Source organism: Actinomadura sp. DC4 (assembly GCF_030406325.1).
Classification (GTDB): Bacteria; Actinomycetota; Actinomycetes; order Streptosporangiales; family Streptosporangiaceae; genus Actinoallomurus.
This window is the reverse complement of sequence record NZ_JAUEQY010000033.1, coordinates 56,952-71,413: the sequence shown is the minus strand read 5'-3', so window position 1 is coordinate 71,413 and position 14,462 is coordinate 56,952. Positions and strand designations below refer to the sequence as shown.

Annotated in this window: 16 protein-coding genes; 9 read left to right on the top strand and 7 right to left on the bottom strand. The window is 71.8% G+C overall.

Translation table 11 applies throughout. From position 1 onward, the window contains the following. Positions 1-52: 52 nt before the first annotated feature. The gene (locus tag QWU11_RS38820) at positions 53-490 is read right to left on the bottom strand and encodes a DUF5709 domain-containing protein (protein WP_290119543.1); all 438 of its coding nucleotides are present in this window, start codon (positions 488-490) and stop codon (positions 53-55) included. A 265-nt stretch (positions 491-755) separates the two neighbouring features. Here QWU11_RS38820 and QWU11_RS38815 point away from each other — a divergent pair, with 265 nt between their 5' ends. Then, positions 756-1,043, top strand: a complete 288-nt coding sequence (locus tag QWU11_RS38815) for a hypothetical protein (protein ID WP_290119542.1) — start codon at positions 756-758, stop codon at positions 1,041-1,043. 51 nt (positions 1,044-1,094) lie between these two features. Here QWU11_RS38815 and QWU11_RS38810 read toward each other — a convergent pair whose 3' ends face one another. Further along, positions 1,095-1,688: a TetR/AcrR family transcriptional regulator gene (locus tag QWU11_RS38810; RefSeq protein ID WP_290119590.1), complete on the bottom strand. Its 594-nt coding sequence runs from the start codon at positions 1,686-1,688 to the stop codon at positions 1,095-1,097. A 104-nt stretch (positions 1,689-1,792) separates the two neighbouring features. Here QWU11_RS38810 and QWU11_RS38805 point away from each other — a divergent pair, with 104 nt between their 5' ends. The 3 genes from QWU11_RS38805 (at position 1,793) to QWU11_RS38795 (ending at position 5,066) form a co-directional block, all read left to right on the top strand. Continuing rightward, the gene (locus QWU11_RS38805) at positions 1,793-3,187 is read left to right on the top strand and encodes a carboxypeptidase regulatory-like domain-containing protein (protein WP_290119541.1); all 1,395 of its coding nucleotides are present in this window, start codon (positions 1,793-1,795) and stop codon (positions 3,185-3,187) included. 179 nt (positions 3,188-3,366) lie between these two features. After that, the gene (locus QWU11_RS38800; RefSeq protein ID WP_290119540.1) at positions 3,367-4,152 is read left to right on the top strand and encodes an SDR family oxidoreductase; all 786 of its coding nucleotides are present in this window, start codon (positions 3,367-3,369) and stop codon (positions 4,150-4,152) included. Positions 4,153-4,178: 26 nt separating this feature from the next. After that, complete coding sequence (locus QWU11_RS38795; protein ID WP_290119539.1) at positions 4,179-5,066, top strand: ABC transporter substrate-binding protein; 888 nt, start codon at positions 4,179-4,181, stop codon at positions 5,064-5,066. Positions 5,067-5,203: 137 nt separating this feature from the next. Here QWU11_RS38795 and QWU11_RS38790 read toward each other — a convergent pair whose 3' ends face one another. Both QWU11_RS38790 and QWU11_RS38785 read right to left on the bottom strand, forming a co-directional pair. Beyond that, the gene (locus tag QWU11_RS38790) at positions 5,204-5,332 is read right to left on the bottom strand and encodes a hypothetical protein (RefSeq protein WP_290119538.1); all 129 of its coding nucleotides are present in this window, start codon (positions 5,330-5,332) and stop codon (positions 5,204-5,206) included. Between the two features lie 47 nt (positions 5,333-5,379). Then, entirely contained in the window at positions 5,380-6,030 is a 651-nt protein-coding gene (locus tag QWU11_RS38785) for a hypothetical protein (RefSeq protein WP_290119537.1), read from the bottom strand. A gap of 86 nt (positions 6,031-6,116) precedes the next feature. Between QWU11_RS38785 and QWU11_RS38780 the strand changes: the two genes are divergently transcribed. After that, a complete protein-coding gene (locus tag QWU11_RS38780; RefSeq protein WP_290119536.1) occupies positions 6,117-7,019 on the top strand; it encodes an LLM class flavin-dependent oxidoreductase in 903 nt (300 codons plus the stop codon). Here the strand turns inward: QWU11_RS38780 and QWU11_RS38775 are convergent. Next, a complete protein-coding gene (locus QWU11_RS38775; RefSeq protein WP_290119535.1) occupies positions 7,008-7,538 on the bottom strand; it encodes a CGNR zinc finger domain-containing protein in 531 nt (176 codons plus the stop codon). The genes QWU11_RS38780 and QWU11_RS38775 overlap by 12 nt on opposite strands. Before the next feature lie 26 nt (positions 7,539-7,564). On the opposite strand from QWU11_RS38775, the gene QWU11_RS38770 reads away from it, so the two are divergent. Then, on the top strand, positions 7,565-8,038 hold the full coding sequence (locus QWU11_RS38770; protein WP_290119534.1) for a GNAT family N-acetyltransferase: 474 nt from the start codon (positions 7,565-7,567) through the stop codon (positions 8,036-8,038). Then, positions 8,035-8,847, top strand: coding sequence for an MFS transporter (locus QWU11_RS38765; protein WP_290119533.1), 813 nt, complete (start codon positions 8,035-8,037; stop codon positions 8,845-8,847). The genes QWU11_RS38770 and QWU11_RS38765 overlap by 4 nt, the downstream gene beginning before the upstream one ends. Before the next feature lie 13 nt (positions 8,848-8,860). Here the strand turns inward: QWU11_RS38765 and QWU11_RS38760 are convergent, their stop codons facing one another. After that, on the bottom strand, positions 8,861-11,113 hold the full coding sequence (locus tag QWU11_RS38760; RefSeq protein ID WP_290119532.1) for an XRE family transcriptional regulator: 2,253 nt from the start codon (positions 11,111-11,113) through the stop codon (positions 8,861-8,863). A gap of 134 nt (positions 11,114-11,247) precedes the next feature. Continuing rightward, positions 11,248-11,829 (bottom strand): sigma-70 family RNA polymerase sigma factor, encoded by a 582-nt coding sequence (locus QWU11_RS38755; RefSeq protein ID WP_290119531.1) that lies wholly within the window; start codon positions 11,827-11,829, stop codon positions 11,248-11,250. Positions 11,830-12,560: 731 nt separating this feature from the next. Between QWU11_RS38755 and QWU11_RS38750 the strand changes: the two genes are divergently transcribed. Both QWU11_RS38750 and QWU11_RS38745 read left to right on the top strand, forming a co-directional pair. Beyond that, positions 12,561-13,373 carry a hypothetical protein gene (locus tag QWU11_RS38750; protein WP_290119530.1) on the top strand — a complete coding sequence of 271 codons (813 nt, stop codon included), beginning with the start codon at positions 12,561-12,563 and terminating at the stop codon, positions 13,371-13,373. Positions 13,374-13,715: 342 nt separating this feature from the next. Then, entirely contained in the window at positions 13,716-14,456 is a 741-nt protein-coding gene (locus QWU11_RS38745; protein ID WP_290119529.1) for a helix-turn-helix domain-containing protein, read from the top strand. The last annotated feature ends 6 nt before the right edge of the window (positions 14,457-14,462 follow it).

Genomic DNA, 14,462 nt, shown 5'->3' with positions numbered 1-14,462 from the left:
TTCGTTCACTCACTCCGACCAGTTCTGTAACCGCCCCTGGTGCCGCGTGGGTTCAGCGGTCCTCTTCGTCCGGGACGACGTGCACGGCGGCCTCCTCGGCCGACGCGGCGCCCCCGTCGATGCCGACGTCGCGTGCCTGGTAGTCCGCTGGCGGGTCGAAGTCGTCGGTCTCCCACGCGGTCAGCCGGCCGGCGCGTGCGCCGCCGACCTCGTCGTCGATCGGCTCGCCGTCGGTGTCGGAGGTGTCGCCGATGCCGTCGGACTCGATGTCGGTCTGGTCGGCCTCCTCGCGGGCGAGGCGGTGCGTGAGATCCTCACGCGTGCCCTGCTCGCGCTCGGTGACGCCCCAGGCCGTGCCCCCCAGCGGCCGGTTGGGCGGGGAGTAGCCCTCGTCGAGCTCGCCGATCTCGTCGTCGTCGAGGCTTTCCTCCGGCGGGAGCAGACCCGGATCGACCACACCATCACCGGCGTCTTCGTAGAACGATGTCATTTGGGGTCTCCTCGGTTGATCTCAGGTCGAAGGTAGCGCGTCGGACCTGGATCGCGCCTGGACGGCCCGGCTTCCGCCCATTCTCCCCCAGCGTCATCCGGCCGGGACACCGGCCGCCCGGCAGCGCCGGCTGCGGACCCCAGGACCAGGGAAAGGCAGCACTATCCAAACGGTAAGCAGTGACCACTCTCCGCTTATGCTTGACTACGCTGCGTACTCATGAATGTGCGGGCATGTCCCCCCGCGCCCGAACCGGAGGAACTGTATGCGGCGTACCGCTTTGACCATCGCCGGCCTGGCCACCGCCGGCCTGTGCACGTTTGCCCTCACCGGCTCCGCGAACGCGGCCGACGGAGTCCTGACCGTCAACGGCACGGCCTACCCCCACCCCAGCGGCTGCTACGAGGGCGGATCCCACCCGCTCTTCATCGACAACCAGACCGACCAGTTCGCCTATGTCTTCGATGCGCCGGGATGCGCGGGGCTCCCGGCCGGCGCCGTACCGCCCGGCAGGGCCGAGATCAAAGAAGGACTGAGCGTCCTGATCTCCTAGACCGCACCCGTGCGAGGGCGCAAGAGCGCGCCCTCGCACGGGCACGCGCCGTCAGGGAGCCAGGCCGCCCGCCAGGCGGTCGAACGCCTGGTCGATCAGCACGCGCAGGCCCTCGATCCCCGTCTCCGGGGTCCAGGTGGTGAAGGCCACGCGGAACGCCGATCCGGTCGCCGCGGCGAGCAGCCGCGGATAGAGGCCGCCCTCCGGGCATCCGACGCGGTCGTTCAGCACGTCGGTGAGCCGGGTCTCGAGGCGGAAGATCGCGGACAGGATCTTCGTCCGCAGCTCGGGGTACGCGCCGAAGAGCTCCTTACGCGCGTTCCAGCCGGTCTGGGCGGCGAAGCCGGGCATGGTCTGGTCCATCGCCCGGCGCAGGGCCGTGAGCGGCGGCTCGTCCGGCGGCCGCGCGGCGAGCTTGACGGCGAACTCCTCGGTGAGGTCCTGATCCCAGGCGAAGAGCGCCGCCTCCTTGCTCTCGAAGTAGTTGAAGAAGGTCCGCCGGGAGACTCGGGCGGCGTCGCAGATGTCGTTCACGGTGACCGCCGCGGGGTCGTGCTCCAAGAAGAGCCGGATCGCGGCGGCGCGCAGGGCCTCGCGAGTCTCGGCCTTCTTACGTTCACGTAGCCCTGGAGCCGCGCCCTGCATGGTGATCAAGTCCTCTCGTGACCGGCGAGGGTCAGCGTACTCACGACAGGCTATTGCACAGGTGCAGAATTGCACGCGTGCAATATTAGCGTAGGCTGCACCGCATGGCAGCTGCGCATGCGAGGACGAAACGCCCCGGCGAGATCGTGTTCACGCTCGCGATGGGGCTCTGGCTCCCCGCGATCTTCCTGGTCGGACTGCTCTTCTCCTTCCTGTCGGCCCTTCACCACCCGACCCCGCACCACATCAAGGTCGCGGTGTCCGCCTCACCCGCCACGACGGCGCAGCTTCAGAGCCGGCTCGACGCGGTTCTCCCGGGCGGGTTCACCCTGCAGCCGGTCGGCTCCGCCGACGAGGCACGCGCCGCGGTCCGGGACAACGACGTGGTGGCGGCGTACGTGCCGGCTCCACGTCATCCGCAGATGTACGGCGCCAAGGCGGACGGTGCCGCCATGGAGACGACCGTCCGCTCGGTCCTCACCGCCGCGGCCCAGAGCACCGGTGGCACCCTCGAGTTCCACGAACTCGCCCCGACCAGCAAGGGCGACCCCTCGGGGTCCAGCCCGTTCTACCTGCTGATGGCCTGCACCCTCCCCGCCTACTTCGTGGTGGTCACCATGCAGCGCGCGGTGGGCTTCAGCCGCCGGGCCCACGTGGCCACGATGGTCGGAGCCGGAGTCGTCGCCGCGCTCGCCTGTTACCTGACGGCCGCCTACGGGATGGACGCGATCCCGCGGCATCCGCTCGACCTGCTGTACCTGTTCCTGCTGACGCAGGCCGTGTCACTGACCTCGTACGGGCTCGTGCCCTTCCTCGGCGCGTTCTTCCCGGGGGCCTCGGTCACGCTGTTCATCATGCTCAGCGTGCCCTCCAGCGGCCTCACCGTCCCCGTCGCCCTGCTTCCGGGCTTCTTCCGGTTCCTCCACCCGATCCTGCCGATGGGCAACGCGGCCGACGCCCTGCGCGACGTCGGTTACTTCGACGACGAGCACCTGGGTCGGCCCACCGCGGTGCTCTGCGCCTGGATCGTGCTCGGCGCGGCTCTCATCGTGTTCGGATACCTCAAGCAGCTGCGGCAACTCCTGCGCGAGGCGCGGGCCGACAACACGGTGTACATCCCCTCGCCGCCGGCGGAGGACCCCACCGTGCAACTCCCCCGGCCGATCGCCCTTCCCCCGCATCGGCACCATTTCGGCGAGCAGCCCCCGATCCTCACCGGGAGGGTCAGCGGGCCCGCCGGACAGCCGATCCCGGGCGCCACGATCACGGTCACCGACCCGGACGGCCGTCAGCTCCTCCACACCCGTACGGACCGGAACGGCGAGTACGCGGCCACCGGCTTCCACGAAGGTCACGCCGTCGTCCTCGCCGGCGCCCCCGGCCTGCAGCCGGCCGCCACGCGCCTGCTGCTCAACACGGCCGCACCCGTCAACCAGGACTTCGTCCTGGTGCCCCACCGGCAGCCGCTCGTGGGTGACAACGCCGGCCACCGGGCATGACCGGGTAGGGCCTGTCTCGAAGTCCCCGTTCGTAGCGAGCGGTGTCCAGGTGGTGCCTCGCAAGGCGGACGAGGGAGGCAGCCTGGTTCGGCTGTCGACTGAGGACGACGCGGCGAGGCGCCGCCTGGGCGCCGCGCAGCAGGACAGCGGGACTTCGAGACAGGCCCCAGGAGACGTCCGTGACAGCCGGGGAGGCCGACATGCCGAACGTCGAACAGGGCGGCAGGGTCGCCCTCGTCACGGGCGGGAGCCGGGGGATCGGCGCGGCCGTGGCCCGGTTACTGGCGACCCGGGGCATGCGGGTGGCCGTCAACTACCGCAGCAGCCGCGACGAGGCCGACGGCGTGGTCGCGTCGATCGGCTCCGCCGGCGGCGGGGCGATGGCCGTACAGGGCGACGTACGCGACGGGGCCGCCGTGCTCGCCATGGTCGAGCGGGTCCGGGACGCCATGGGCGAGGTGGAGGTCCTGGTCCACAGCGCGCTGATCCCGTACGCCATCAAGTCGTTCGACGAGATCTCCTGGGACGAGCTCGGCGGTAAGCTCGAAGAGGAGATGCGCGCGGCCTTCCTGGTGACGAAGGCGGTCGTCCCCGGCATGACCGCGCGCGGCTACGGGCGCATCGTCTACCTCGGCACCGTACTGAGCCGGCAGCCGCGCGAGGGCATGATCGCGCTCGGGACCTCGAAGGCGGCACTGAGCCAGTTCGCCCGCTATGTCGCGCAGGAGGTGGGCCATCTCGGGATCACCGTCAACGTGGTGGCCCCGGGGCCGGTGGGCGAGACCACCATCCTCGGCGCCGCCCTCGACGAGGAGCACCAGCGGCGCCAGGCCGCCCAGACGGCGATGGGCCGCATCGCCTCCCCCGGCGACGTGGCCCGTGCCGTCGCCTTCTACGCGGGCGAGGACAGCGGATTCATCACGGGCACCACGGCTCCGGTCAACGGCGGACTGGTCATGGACTGACGCATCCCCGGAAAGGAGTCCTCGCAGTGCACACCATCGACCTGACCTACGTCGGGCTGGGAATCCACGAGGAACTGGTCGCGTACGTCGCCGACCAGCAGGACTACTACGAGCGGGAGGGAGTCCACGTCGCCCTGCGCGACGGCTGTGCCTGGGACGACGAGCGGGTCCGGCGGACCGCCACGATCGGGCTGGGCCGGGCGGTGCTGTCGCGCGTGACCGGCGGCGTCCCGTGGACGGCTCTGTGCGTCAACACCGACCGGCCGCTGTTCTGGCTGCTCGCCCGCGACGCCTACGCGTCGGTCGAGGAGCTGCGGGGCCGCCGGATCGGGATCCACCCGCCGAGGACCGCGCCTGGGTGCTTCTCCCGCATCGTGCTCAGGAGGCACGGACTCGATCCGGACCGTGACGTCCAGGCGGTCGTCATGACACCGGGCGACTACAGCCACCACCTCCGGCGGCTCGCCGAGGGATCGCTGGACGCGGCGTTCGTCGGCAGCACCCTGGCCCCCGAGGTCGCGGCCCGGGACAACGGCCTGCGGCTGCTGGCCTTCGTCGGGGACGACTTCCGGATCCCCACGGTGGGCGTCGCCGTGGATCCCACTCACATCGCGCCGGACGATCCGGCGGTGCTGGCCCTCGTACGGGCCAACCGCCGGGCGCTGCGCGCCATCCACGACGAGCCGGACCTCGCCGTCCGGTATGTCAACGCCCTGATCCCGAACCTCAGCGAGGCCGAGGCCCGCCGGCACTACGAACGCTACGTCGCGCCGTACTTCACCGCCGACGGCCGCCACGATCCGTCCGTCGCGACCGAGGCGCTGGCGAGCGTGGCGGAGGAACTGGGCGTGCCGGCGGTGCCCGACGCGGCCGCCGTCTACCGTACGGAACCGGGCGGCTCTCAGCGGACATGAACGCGATGTCGCTCCCGTCGTCTTTTCGCGCACCTGCGGGACCGGGTGGCGGTGAGGTTCGCGCGGCTGGCGGCCGAGGTGGTCGGCGGCTACGAGATCCCGCACCCGCGAGACCCGGCACTTCCATAGCCGGCGGGTCAGTCCGTGCAGAAGCTGTCGGGGTCGACGTCGCTTGTGCTGGCGGTGCCGCCGACGACCGGCTGGAGGCTGATCCGGTACGTGCTCCAGCGGATCTGTGTGCTGGTCCGGACGGTGCGGAACGTCACCGTGTCGTCGAACTTCTTGAACGAACACCTCAGAGCGGCGGCACTGATCAGTCCACCTGGAAACCCGATTCGTCCAGGGCTCGTTCCGCCTCACGGAGCGCGGTGTGCTCCGCCGATCCGAGCTGCCACCACAGGCTCCAGAAGGCTTCGACCGACAGCCGCAGTTCGCCCCGCTCCTGCTGCCATCGGAGGCTGATCGGGGGCTGGAGGCGGTAACCCGGTTCGTCGACCGGGCCCACCAGCCACCGCTCGCCGTCCATCTCCAGTGTGGGGACCTCGAGTGAGGGCATTCGGTCGATGCGCGGGTTCGCCACTTCGGTCCGGGCCGCGGTCACGAGGGCGCGTACCGAATGGATGTCCCAGTCGCTTTCGGCGGGCGTGAGTGCCTCCAGCACGACGTCGGGCGTGAGCGAATCGACCAGTTCAGCCTCGGGAGACTCCGCGAACGCCGATTGATGGGCGACTCCGGCCGGAATGGTGCGGGAGGCGACTCGGCGGATCAGCTCGAAGTCCGACGCGAAGGTCTCTGGGTCGAGGGAGCCCATCGTGATCTCGATGGCGAGCGGCCGGACGACGGGACGGAGGATCTCGAGCGCCTGGAGGACCGTGTCGCGACGGGCGGCCACGTCGTCCAGTGCGTGATCGGGGCTCCGTCGTTCGACGCAGAGACCACGATCGAAGATCGAGAAGGTCGGCATGGCTCGTTCTCTCCGCCCTGACGAGCGTGGTCGTAGGCCGGAAGACCGATTGTCCGGACGTACGGCCCGCGGCCACGATCGGTGCGATGAATCCCGATACGGTGATGAAGATCGGCGTCATTCTGCCCTCCGTCGAGGTGCAACGGACGCAGAACCTCGATCTGGCGGCCGCCGCCCGGCACGCCGAGCAGGCCGGCCTCGACGGCGTCTGGCACGGTGACCACCTCGCCGTCGGCATGCCGACCCTGGACGGTCCCATCGCACTCGCCGTCGCGGCCGCCGCGACCGGGCGGATCACGATCGGCGCAAGCGTTCTCGTCCCGGCGATCCGGCCGCTCGCCTGGGCGGTCAAGCAGGTCGCGAGCCTGCAATACGTCTCCGGCGGCCGGCTGATCCTCGGCGTCGGCTCGGGCGGCGGGCCCGCTCAGTGGGCGGCCGCGGGCGTGGCGTACGCCGAACGCGGCAGGCGCACCGACGCCGCTCTGGAGCTGCTGCCCAAGCTGCTCGCCGGTGATCGCGTACGGCTCACCGGCGAGCCGGGGCAGCCCGAGATCGAGCCGACCCCCGCCGTCACGCCACCACCGATCTGGGTCGGCAACGCCTCGGCGGTCGCCCTGCGGCGAGCCGCGCGGCTGGGCGACGGCTGGTTCCCCTCGCTGGTCTCCCCGCAGGAGGTCGCCGCCGGGGCCGGCAGGCTCGCCGGGCTCGCGGCGCGACGGCCCGTCCCCGTGATCGCCATCGGCGCGGCGGGAGCCCTGGGACCGGGCGTACCTGCGCGCGAGGAGATCGCCTCCGGGATCGCCCAGGCGTACGGCAGGCCGTTGGAGCAGGTCCTGCCGATCCCGATCACCGGCGACCCGGGCCAGGCGGCCGAGCGCGTCGCCGCGTACCACGACGCCGGCGCACGTCACCTCGTCATGGGCATTTCCGGAGGCGACTGGCGCCACCAGTGCGACCTCCTCGCGGAGACCCGGGCACTACTCGCGTAGCCCCGCGGTTCGTGCGCGGTGGCGGCGGACGGCGTCGCGGTTGGCGCAGCGCTGGGAGCAGTAGCGCTGCCGGCCGGTCCGGGTGGTGTCGGCGAAGATCATCGTGCATTCGGTCACGGCGCAGCGGCGGAGGCGGTGCATGCCCCGGCCCACCAGGTGCAGGGCGGTGCCGACCGAGATGAGGGCGAACAGCACCGAGCCGAGCGGCCGGCGGTCGTCGCGGTAGTGCAGGTGCCAGCCGTTCTCGGCGTGGTCGGTCAGGCGCGGATACGCCGCCGACGCCGCGATCATCTCGTTGACCAGCTCGGCGCGTACGTGCTCGTCCGCGGTGTCGACGACCTTCTCCCACTCGTCCAGTGCGGCCAGGACGCGGCGCAGGTCCTGCGTCGTGACAGGGTGTTCCAGCACCAGCCCGGCGGCGCGGCAGCGGTCCGCCAGCTCTTCGGCACCGGCCGGGCGGCGGTTGGCCAGAGAGGCGGCCAGGTTCACGGCGTCCTCCCCGTAAGGGTTGAGGTGCATAAGGGCATTACATCAGGCTGGGTGACATGTCAGACAAGACCGGTGTACGGCAGGCGGTGGAGAACGACGTCGCGGAGCTCGTACGGCTGCGGGCGTCGTTGTTCGAGACCATGGGCGATGACTACTTCCACTCGGCGGGCGACGACTGGCGGGACCTGCTGGCCACCGTCTTCAAGGAGAAGCTGACGGCCGACGACGCGCGGATCCTGGTCGTGGACGGCGACGACGGGCTCACCGCCTGCGGCATCGGCACCATCGAGCAGTGGTTCCCCGGCCCTCACTCGCGCAACGGCCGCGTCGGGCACGTCATCGGCGTGGTCACCGACCCGGCGTACCGGCGGCGCGGCCACAGCCGGGCGATCATGAACGCCCTGCTCGGCTGGTTCCGCGAACGCGACGCCGCCCGCGTCGACCTGTACGCCTCGCCCGAAGGCGCACCGCTCTACCGGGAACTCGGCTTCGTCGACCACCCGGACCCCGCTCTCTACCGGCGTCCGTGACGGCCGGCCACCGGTGGACCGTCCTCGCCATCGCCACCTTCCTCCAGGCCACCTCCGGGTTCTTCGTACAGGGCATCGGGGCGATGAGCGTCGGCCTGCGAGGCGACCTGAGCCTGAGCACGGCTCAGCTCGGCCTCCTGCTATCGGCCGCCCAGCTCGCCCCGCTGGCCGGGTTGCTGATCGCCGGGGAACTCCTGGACCGCTACGACGAACGCTGGGTCGTCGGCACGGGCGCCTGCGTCGTCGCCGTGAGCCTGGGCGTGGGAAGCCTGGCTCCGGGATACGTGTCCCTGCTGGTCGTCGGCGCGGGATACAGCACGGTTCAGCCGGGCGGCAGCAAGTCGGTGGCGTCCTGGTTCGGCCCGTCCCAGCGAGGACTGGCGATGGGCATCCGCCAGGCGGGCCTGCCACTGGGCGGCGCGCTCGCCGCGGCCGCCTGGAGCGACCGCCGCAGGTCCGGCCGCTACGGCGCCGTCGCGACCTGCCTGGCCGCCGTGACGCCGGCGATGACGGCACTCATGACACCGGCAGGGCGCTCACCCGTGGCGGCCTGCCTGGTGTTCGTCTGGCTCGGCTTCTTCGGGATCGGCTGGTACGGCCCATGGGTCGCGTATGTGGCCGAGTCGGCGCCACCCGGAACGACGGGGTTCGCCCTCGGCCTGGCGATGGCCGTCACCCAGATCGCCGTCATCGCGAGCCCGCCCGCCCTCGGCCTGCTCACGGACCTGACCCACGGCTTCACCCCCGCCTGGGCGCTGCTGTCCGCGATGACCGTCGTCGCCCTGGTCACGCCCCGAGAAACCCGGTGACCTGCCGGAGCTCTCAGCCGTCGAGGCTCGCGAGCTCCTTGGTCACCGTCTCGGCGCGTTCGTCGCCCAAGGAGCGGTAGCCGGCCAGTGCTTCCTCCAGTGCCGCTCTCGTCGCGGGGATGTCGCCCAGCTCGTGCAGCGCCTGACCCAGTTCGTAGCAGCGGTCCGCGACCTCGACCACGCTGCCGTGCTCACGGACCAGCGGCAGGCAGGTCCGCAGGGTGGTGGCCGCCGCTAACCAGTCGCCGTCCGCGACGTGGCAGGCGGCGATGCGGGCCAGCGTGCGGCCCATCGTGGCCTCGCGGAGGTACGCGGTGCCCTTCCCCTCCGGGTCGCGCAGTTCGCCGACCAGTGCGTTGAGGTGCCGGAGTGCCTCGTCGGTACGGCCCAGGCGACGCAGCGAGTCGCCGACCGCGCCCATGCCCTGGTAGTAGCCGTCCCAGTCGCCCGCGGTGCTGAACAGTGCCACGGCGTCGCGGGCGTACGCGGCGACGCGCTCGTTCGAGCCCGGGATGCCCCGCAGGGCCAGCCCGGCGTACTGCAGCGCCCATGCCTGCTCGGAGAGGTCGCCCAGCTCACGGGCCAGCTCGTAGGCCCGCAGCGCGCAGTCGACGCCCTCTTGGTGACGTCCCTCGCAGTAGGACAGCGCCCACGCCAGGTAGTTGAGGTGCACGGCCTCCGCGCGGCGGTCGCCCACCGCGTTCGCGGCGCCGCTCGACAGCTCGAACACCTCGCGCCAGACGCCCCAGTGGACCAGCCGGTCGGAGAACCAGTGCATCGCGCCGGCCACCTCGACGACACGGGCGTGCCGGCCCTCCGCGGCGGCCGACCGCAGCGCGGCCAGCCAGTTGGCGCTCTCCCCCTCCAGCCAGACGTGCGCCTCGTCACGCGTGTCGAGCGGCACCAGCCCGTCGTAGTCGGCCGGTGGCTCACCGTACGCCGGCTCGAACCAGCGGCCGGCCACGACCGTGACGTCGAGCAGCCAGTCGTTCATGCGCCGGCGTACGGCCTCGCGGGTCTCGGGCTCCTCGTCGGCGAGCCGCGCGCGGGCGTACAGGCGCACCAGGTCGTGCAACCGGTAACGGCCGAGGTAGGGCGCCTGCAGGAGCCCCAGGTCCACGAGCTCCTCCAGCGCGTCCTCGGCGTCGTCCAGGCTCCCGCCGGTGAGCAGCGTCCCCATCGCCGCCCCGAAGTCGGGCCCGGGCACGAGCCCCAGCCGGCGGAAGAGCTCGGCCGCGCGCGCCGACAGATGCCGGTACGACAGGGCGAACGCGGCGCCCACGTGCAGATCCCCCGCGGAGAGCAGGTCGAGCCGGCGCTCCTCGTCGGCGAGCCGTCCCGCGAGGTGCCCGGCCGTCCAGCCGGGGCGGCTGAGCAGCCGGTTGCCCGCGATGCGCATGGCCAGCGGCAGGTTGCCGCAGAGTTCGGCGACGACGTCGAGGTCACCGTCGCCCTGGCGGCCCTCACCGACGATGCCGCGCAGCATCTGGACGGCGTCCCCCGGCGGCATCCCGGCCAGGGGCAGCTGGTGCACCCCCTCCAGACCGGCCAGGGAGCGGCGGCTCGTGACGAGGACGAGACTGCCGCCGCCTCCGGGAAGCAGCGAGCGCACCTGGGCCTCGTCGGCGGCGTTGTCGAGCACGATGAGGCTCCGCCGGTCGGCCAGCAGAGAGCGGTAGAGCCCCGCGCGTTCTTCCTCGTCGTGCGGGATCCGGCCCTCGGCCACGCCGAACGCCTTCAGCAGCCGCGACAGGGCCGCCCCGGCGGCGACCGGGGCGGCGTCCATGCCGCGCAGGTCGACGAAGAGACTCCCGTCGGGGAAGTACGGGGCGAGCTGCACGGCCGCGTGGACCACGAGGGCCGACTTGCCCATACCCGGGCCCCCGGAGATCGTGGCGATCGTGGCCGGCCCGTCGTCTCCGGCCTTGGCGGCGAGGCGTTCGAGCCAGTCCAGCTCGGCCCGGCGGCCGGTGAAGTCGCCCACACGTCTCGGCAGCTCACAACCACCGCCGGACGGAGCGGTGCCCGTACGCGGCCGGCCGGCCCGCGCGGCGACCTCGATCGCCTCGCGGTCGGGGGACGGCAGCCCCAGCGCGTCGGCGAGCGCCGCGACCGTACGGCGCTGGGGGCCGCGGCTGCGCCCGCGCTCCATGTCGCCGATCGCGCGGACGCTGACCCCGGAGGCGGCGGAGAGATCCTCGATCGTGAGCGCGGCCGCGTGGCGGTGACGCCGCAGGAGTTCGCCGAAGGCTCCTGCGTCCGCCATGAGCCGCCCCTTCCTCGTCTTCAGTTCCGCCGTTAATTCTGCCTGTAGTTCTGCCTGTGCGGAAAGAAATCAGGGCGGAAACACGAAGATCCCGGACGCGGCCTCGGCCACGTCCGGGAAAAGGAGACGGAGACTTACCGGCGCGGGGGCATGTCGCCGGAGTCGGCCTGCAGTTCCTCGACGTGGATCCGCAATTGGCGCAGCGCGTGATAGACGCGGGACTTCACCGTGCCGACGGGCAGTCCGAGCAGCTCCGCGGCCTGGGCGGCCGTGTGGTCGCCGAAGTACACGACCCGCAGAACCTGCCGGTGTGCGGGTGACAGACGTGAGAGGGCCGCTTCGACGAAGACCGACTCCACCACCGCGGCGGCGTGGTCCTCGGCGGACGCGTATTCGCCGGTGGTCTCCTCCACCTCGTCGGGCCGGGCCCGGCGGGCACGGATCCGGTCCACCGCGACGTTGTGCGCGACACGCATCAGCCAGCCCTGGACCGAGCCGCGTCCGGGGGCGAGGCTGTCGGCCTTGCGCCAGGCGCGGAGCATGGCCTCCTGCACGACGTCCTCGGCGTGGTGGGAGTCGCCGAGCAGGCGGACGGCGTACGCGTGCAGTCTCCGGCCGTGCTCCTCGTACAGCGTGTTGACCAGCGCGCGCCGGTCGTCGTCGGACATCGGGATGACGGCCTGGCCGGATTCGCGTTCCATCGTGGGGCTTTTCATGAGTCCCGGACTCTCCTCATCCATGGTCGCGGTATTCGGTGAGCGACCGCTGCCGTGCCCCAATGCAAGCAAGCGGAGCCACCCCGGACCAGGCAGAAGCGCGGGCGGAACTACCCGGCAGATTCGCGCCCCGCCCAGCGGCCGAGCGCATTTGAGTAGGGCCTACTCAGGCGGTGCGGAAGATCAAAGGTGACCATTCAAGCGAGGACGTGTGAACGCCGGACGAAGGAGCGTGATCCCCTTGTCCTCTCCCTCAACGCGGAGATCAAGATCATCCGAGCCGTACGCCCATGGTTTAGGCCGCCGGCTTGCTACGGCCGTGCTGCTCGCCGCCGCCGCCCTGATGGTGGCGCTGGCGGGCTGCCGCGGCTCCGGGAGCGGCGCTCCAGGCGGTGGCGGCCCGGGAGGCGGTGCCCCGGGAACCACCGCGCCCGCGTCGTCGTCGAGCCGTGGTGCCGAGTCCGGGGGCCTGGACTGTCAGTCCCAGAACCAGGGCGGTGATCCGGTGCGGCCGTACTGCCCGCCCGCCGCGGGCCGCCCGAAGGTGCCGATGAAGGTCACCCGGCCGCCCGCGCCGAGCAACAGCACGGCTCCGCCGTCGTCGTCCGAACCGTCACCGGTACCCGCGTCGAGTCCGTGAACGCGAGCGTCCCCGGCCCGGTGAACGGGTGACCGCCCGCCCGGCCGCAGGAGCCGGGGGAACGGGGAACGGGACCCCCGACCTCCTTTCGATGCTGGGATTCCTCACCGCCAACGTCGGGCTCGCCGGCACCGTGCTCGTCTACATGGGCTGGGCCTACACCAGCGCGTGGCTGGGACACTTTCATGTCAATCCCCTGAACCTCGACATCGGTGTCACCGAGTACGCCCTGCGCGGCCTGAGCCTGTTCTCCCCGCAGATCGTCGTCATCGGCGTCGTGGCCGTACTGGTGATCACCCTGCTGCGGTCCGTCCCGCCCGACGGTCCGGCGGGCGCCCCGCCCTCTCTCCTGGCCGTCGCCGGCCGGATCCGCGCGAATCGCCGCCTGCTCACGCGGGCACTCGGCCTGGGGATCGGGCTGGCCGGCGTCTTCGGCTACGTGTTCTCGGGCGCCGTCGCCGTGCCCACCTACGTCCTGCTGGCGCTGCTCGGCGCCGGCCCGCTCCTCGCGGTGGGGGCGCGGCGCGGCCAGGTACCGGGGGGACGGAACGCGTACGCCATCGCCGTGGTGACGGCGGCGCTCTGCGGTCTGTGGGCGGCGGGCCTGTACGCGAGCGCGCAGGGCGTCCAGGCGGGCCGGAACAGCGCACGCGACCTGCAGGGCAGTACCGCCGCCGTGGTCTACAGCGCCGATCGGCTGGCGCTGACCGGGCCCGGCGTCCTCAGTGGGGAGCTCCCGAAGGGCGGCAGGTACCACCACCGCTACACCGGTCTGCGGCTCCTGATCGCCCGCGGAGACCGGTACTACCTGCTGCCGACGGGGTGGACCGGCACGACGGGCGCGACCTACGTCGTGAAGGACGGCGACGACCTACGGGTCGAGCTGTACGCGGGCACCAGATGAGCCGCTTCGCGCACGTGCCGATTCACCGTGTGCCGGACCGGGCGATGTGACGCCGCGGCACCGCCGCCCGCCGCCGGATCGCGACTCGAAAGGCCTTGAGGACCTCGAACGCTTTCCTGCGGTTCTGGCCGCCGAACGGTTCGCATTGAGTTTCGGAAAACAACGGTTGGCCGAAATCGGCCTTTGCCGTGAGGGCTGTTGTCAATGATCGGCTCCGCGCTCACCATGAGCTGGACCCGGAATGGCTGTTTGCGACACGAACAAACGTTTTGAAAGCGGTCGAATACTTTCCTCAAAGAATATGAGCCTCTGACGGCGAATAGCGACCTCAGGAGCACGAGCGTGAACGTCGAACCGCCCTTTTCCGGACTTCACGTCGACCGGGCGGCCGGATCCACCGGTGGCCGAGGAGTGCTGGAGGGGGCGTTCGGCTTACTGGAGGCGGTCCGGCGGGTGCAGGAGGCGGGCCTGACCGCGCTGGCCGCCGAGAGCGGGTTACCGAAGGCGACCACCCACCGGCTGCTCGAACAGCTCGTCGGGCTCGGCGCGGTCGAACGGCACGGCGGCCGTTACCGCATCGGCCCGCGCATCTTCCGCCTCGGCCACGACTGGCAGCCGCACCCCCGGCTCCGCACCGCCGCGTACCGGCCGGCGCGACGGCTCGCGCAGATCACCGGCGCGTCCGTGGGCGTCTGCGTGCTGCACGAGGGACGCGCGATGGTCGTCGGCGGTGTGGGCGGCGAGGTCGAGCCGCTCGTCCCGATGAATCCCGGCACCACCTACCCCTGGTCGACGGCGGCCGGCAAGGTGCTGGTGGCCGAGGCGGGCCCGGACCTGCCGGTCGGCCCGTTCCCCGGCTCGTGGCAGCGGGAGAGCGTCGAGATCCGGACCCGTGGTGTCGCCTTCGACCGCGAGACGGTGATGGACGGGATCTGCTGCGTCGCCGTTCCGCTGCGCGACCGCTCCGGCCGTACGATCGCCGCACTGTGCGCCGTGGTCACTCCGTCGCACCGGCTCTCCCGGCTCGCCGACACCACTCTTCACGCCGGCCGGTCGATCAGCGCCGGGCTCGCCGCCCGATGAGACGCG

Excerpts from the sequence above, each read along its gene's own strand:
- QWU11_RS38820 (WP_290119543.1), bottom strand. The coding sequence starts at position 490 with ATGACATCGTTCTACGAAGACGCCGGTGATGGTGTGGTCGATCCGGGT.
- QWU11_RS38815 (WP_290119542.1), top strand. The coding sequence starts at position 756 with ATGCGGCGTACCGCTTTGACCATCGCCGGCCTGGCCACCGCCGGCCTG.
- QWU11_RS38810 (WP_290119590.1), bottom strand. The coding sequence starts at position 1,688 with ATGCAGGGCGCGGCTCCAGGGCTACGTGAACGTAAGAAGGCCGAGACT.
- QWU11_RS38805 (WP_290119541.1), top strand. The coding sequence starts at position 1,793 with ATGGCAGCTGCGCATGCGAGGACGAAACGCCCCGGCGAGATCGTGTTC.
- QWU11_RS38785 (WP_290119537.1), bottom strand. The coding sequence starts at position 6,030 with ATGCCGACCTTCTCGATCTTCGATCGTGGTCTCTGCGTCGAACGACGG.
- QWU11_RS38780 (WP_290119536.1), top strand. The coding sequence starts at position 6,117 with ATGAATCCCGATACGGTGATGAAGATCGGCGTCATTCTGCCCTCCGTC.
- QWU11_RS38775 (WP_290119535.1), bottom strand. The coding sequence starts at position 7,538 with ATGCACCTCAACCCTTACGGGGAGGACGCCGTGAACCTGGCCGCCTCT.
- QWU11_RS38770 (WP_290119534.1), top strand. The coding sequence starts at position 7,565 with ATGTCAGACAAGACCGGTGTACGGCAGGCGGTGGAGAACGACGTCGCG.
- QWU11_RS38760 (WP_290119532.1), bottom strand. The coding sequence starts at position 11,113 with ATGGCGGACGCAGGAGCCTTCGGCGAACTCCTGCGGCGTCACCGCCAC.
- QWU11_RS38755 (WP_290119531.1), bottom strand. The coding sequence starts at position 11,829 with ATGAAAAGCCCCACGATGGAACGCGAATCCGGCCAGGCCGTCATCCCG.
- QWU11_RS38750 (WP_290119530.1), top strand. The coding sequence starts at position 12,561 with ATGCTGGGATTCCTCACCGCCAACGTCGGGCTCGCCGGCACCGTGCTC.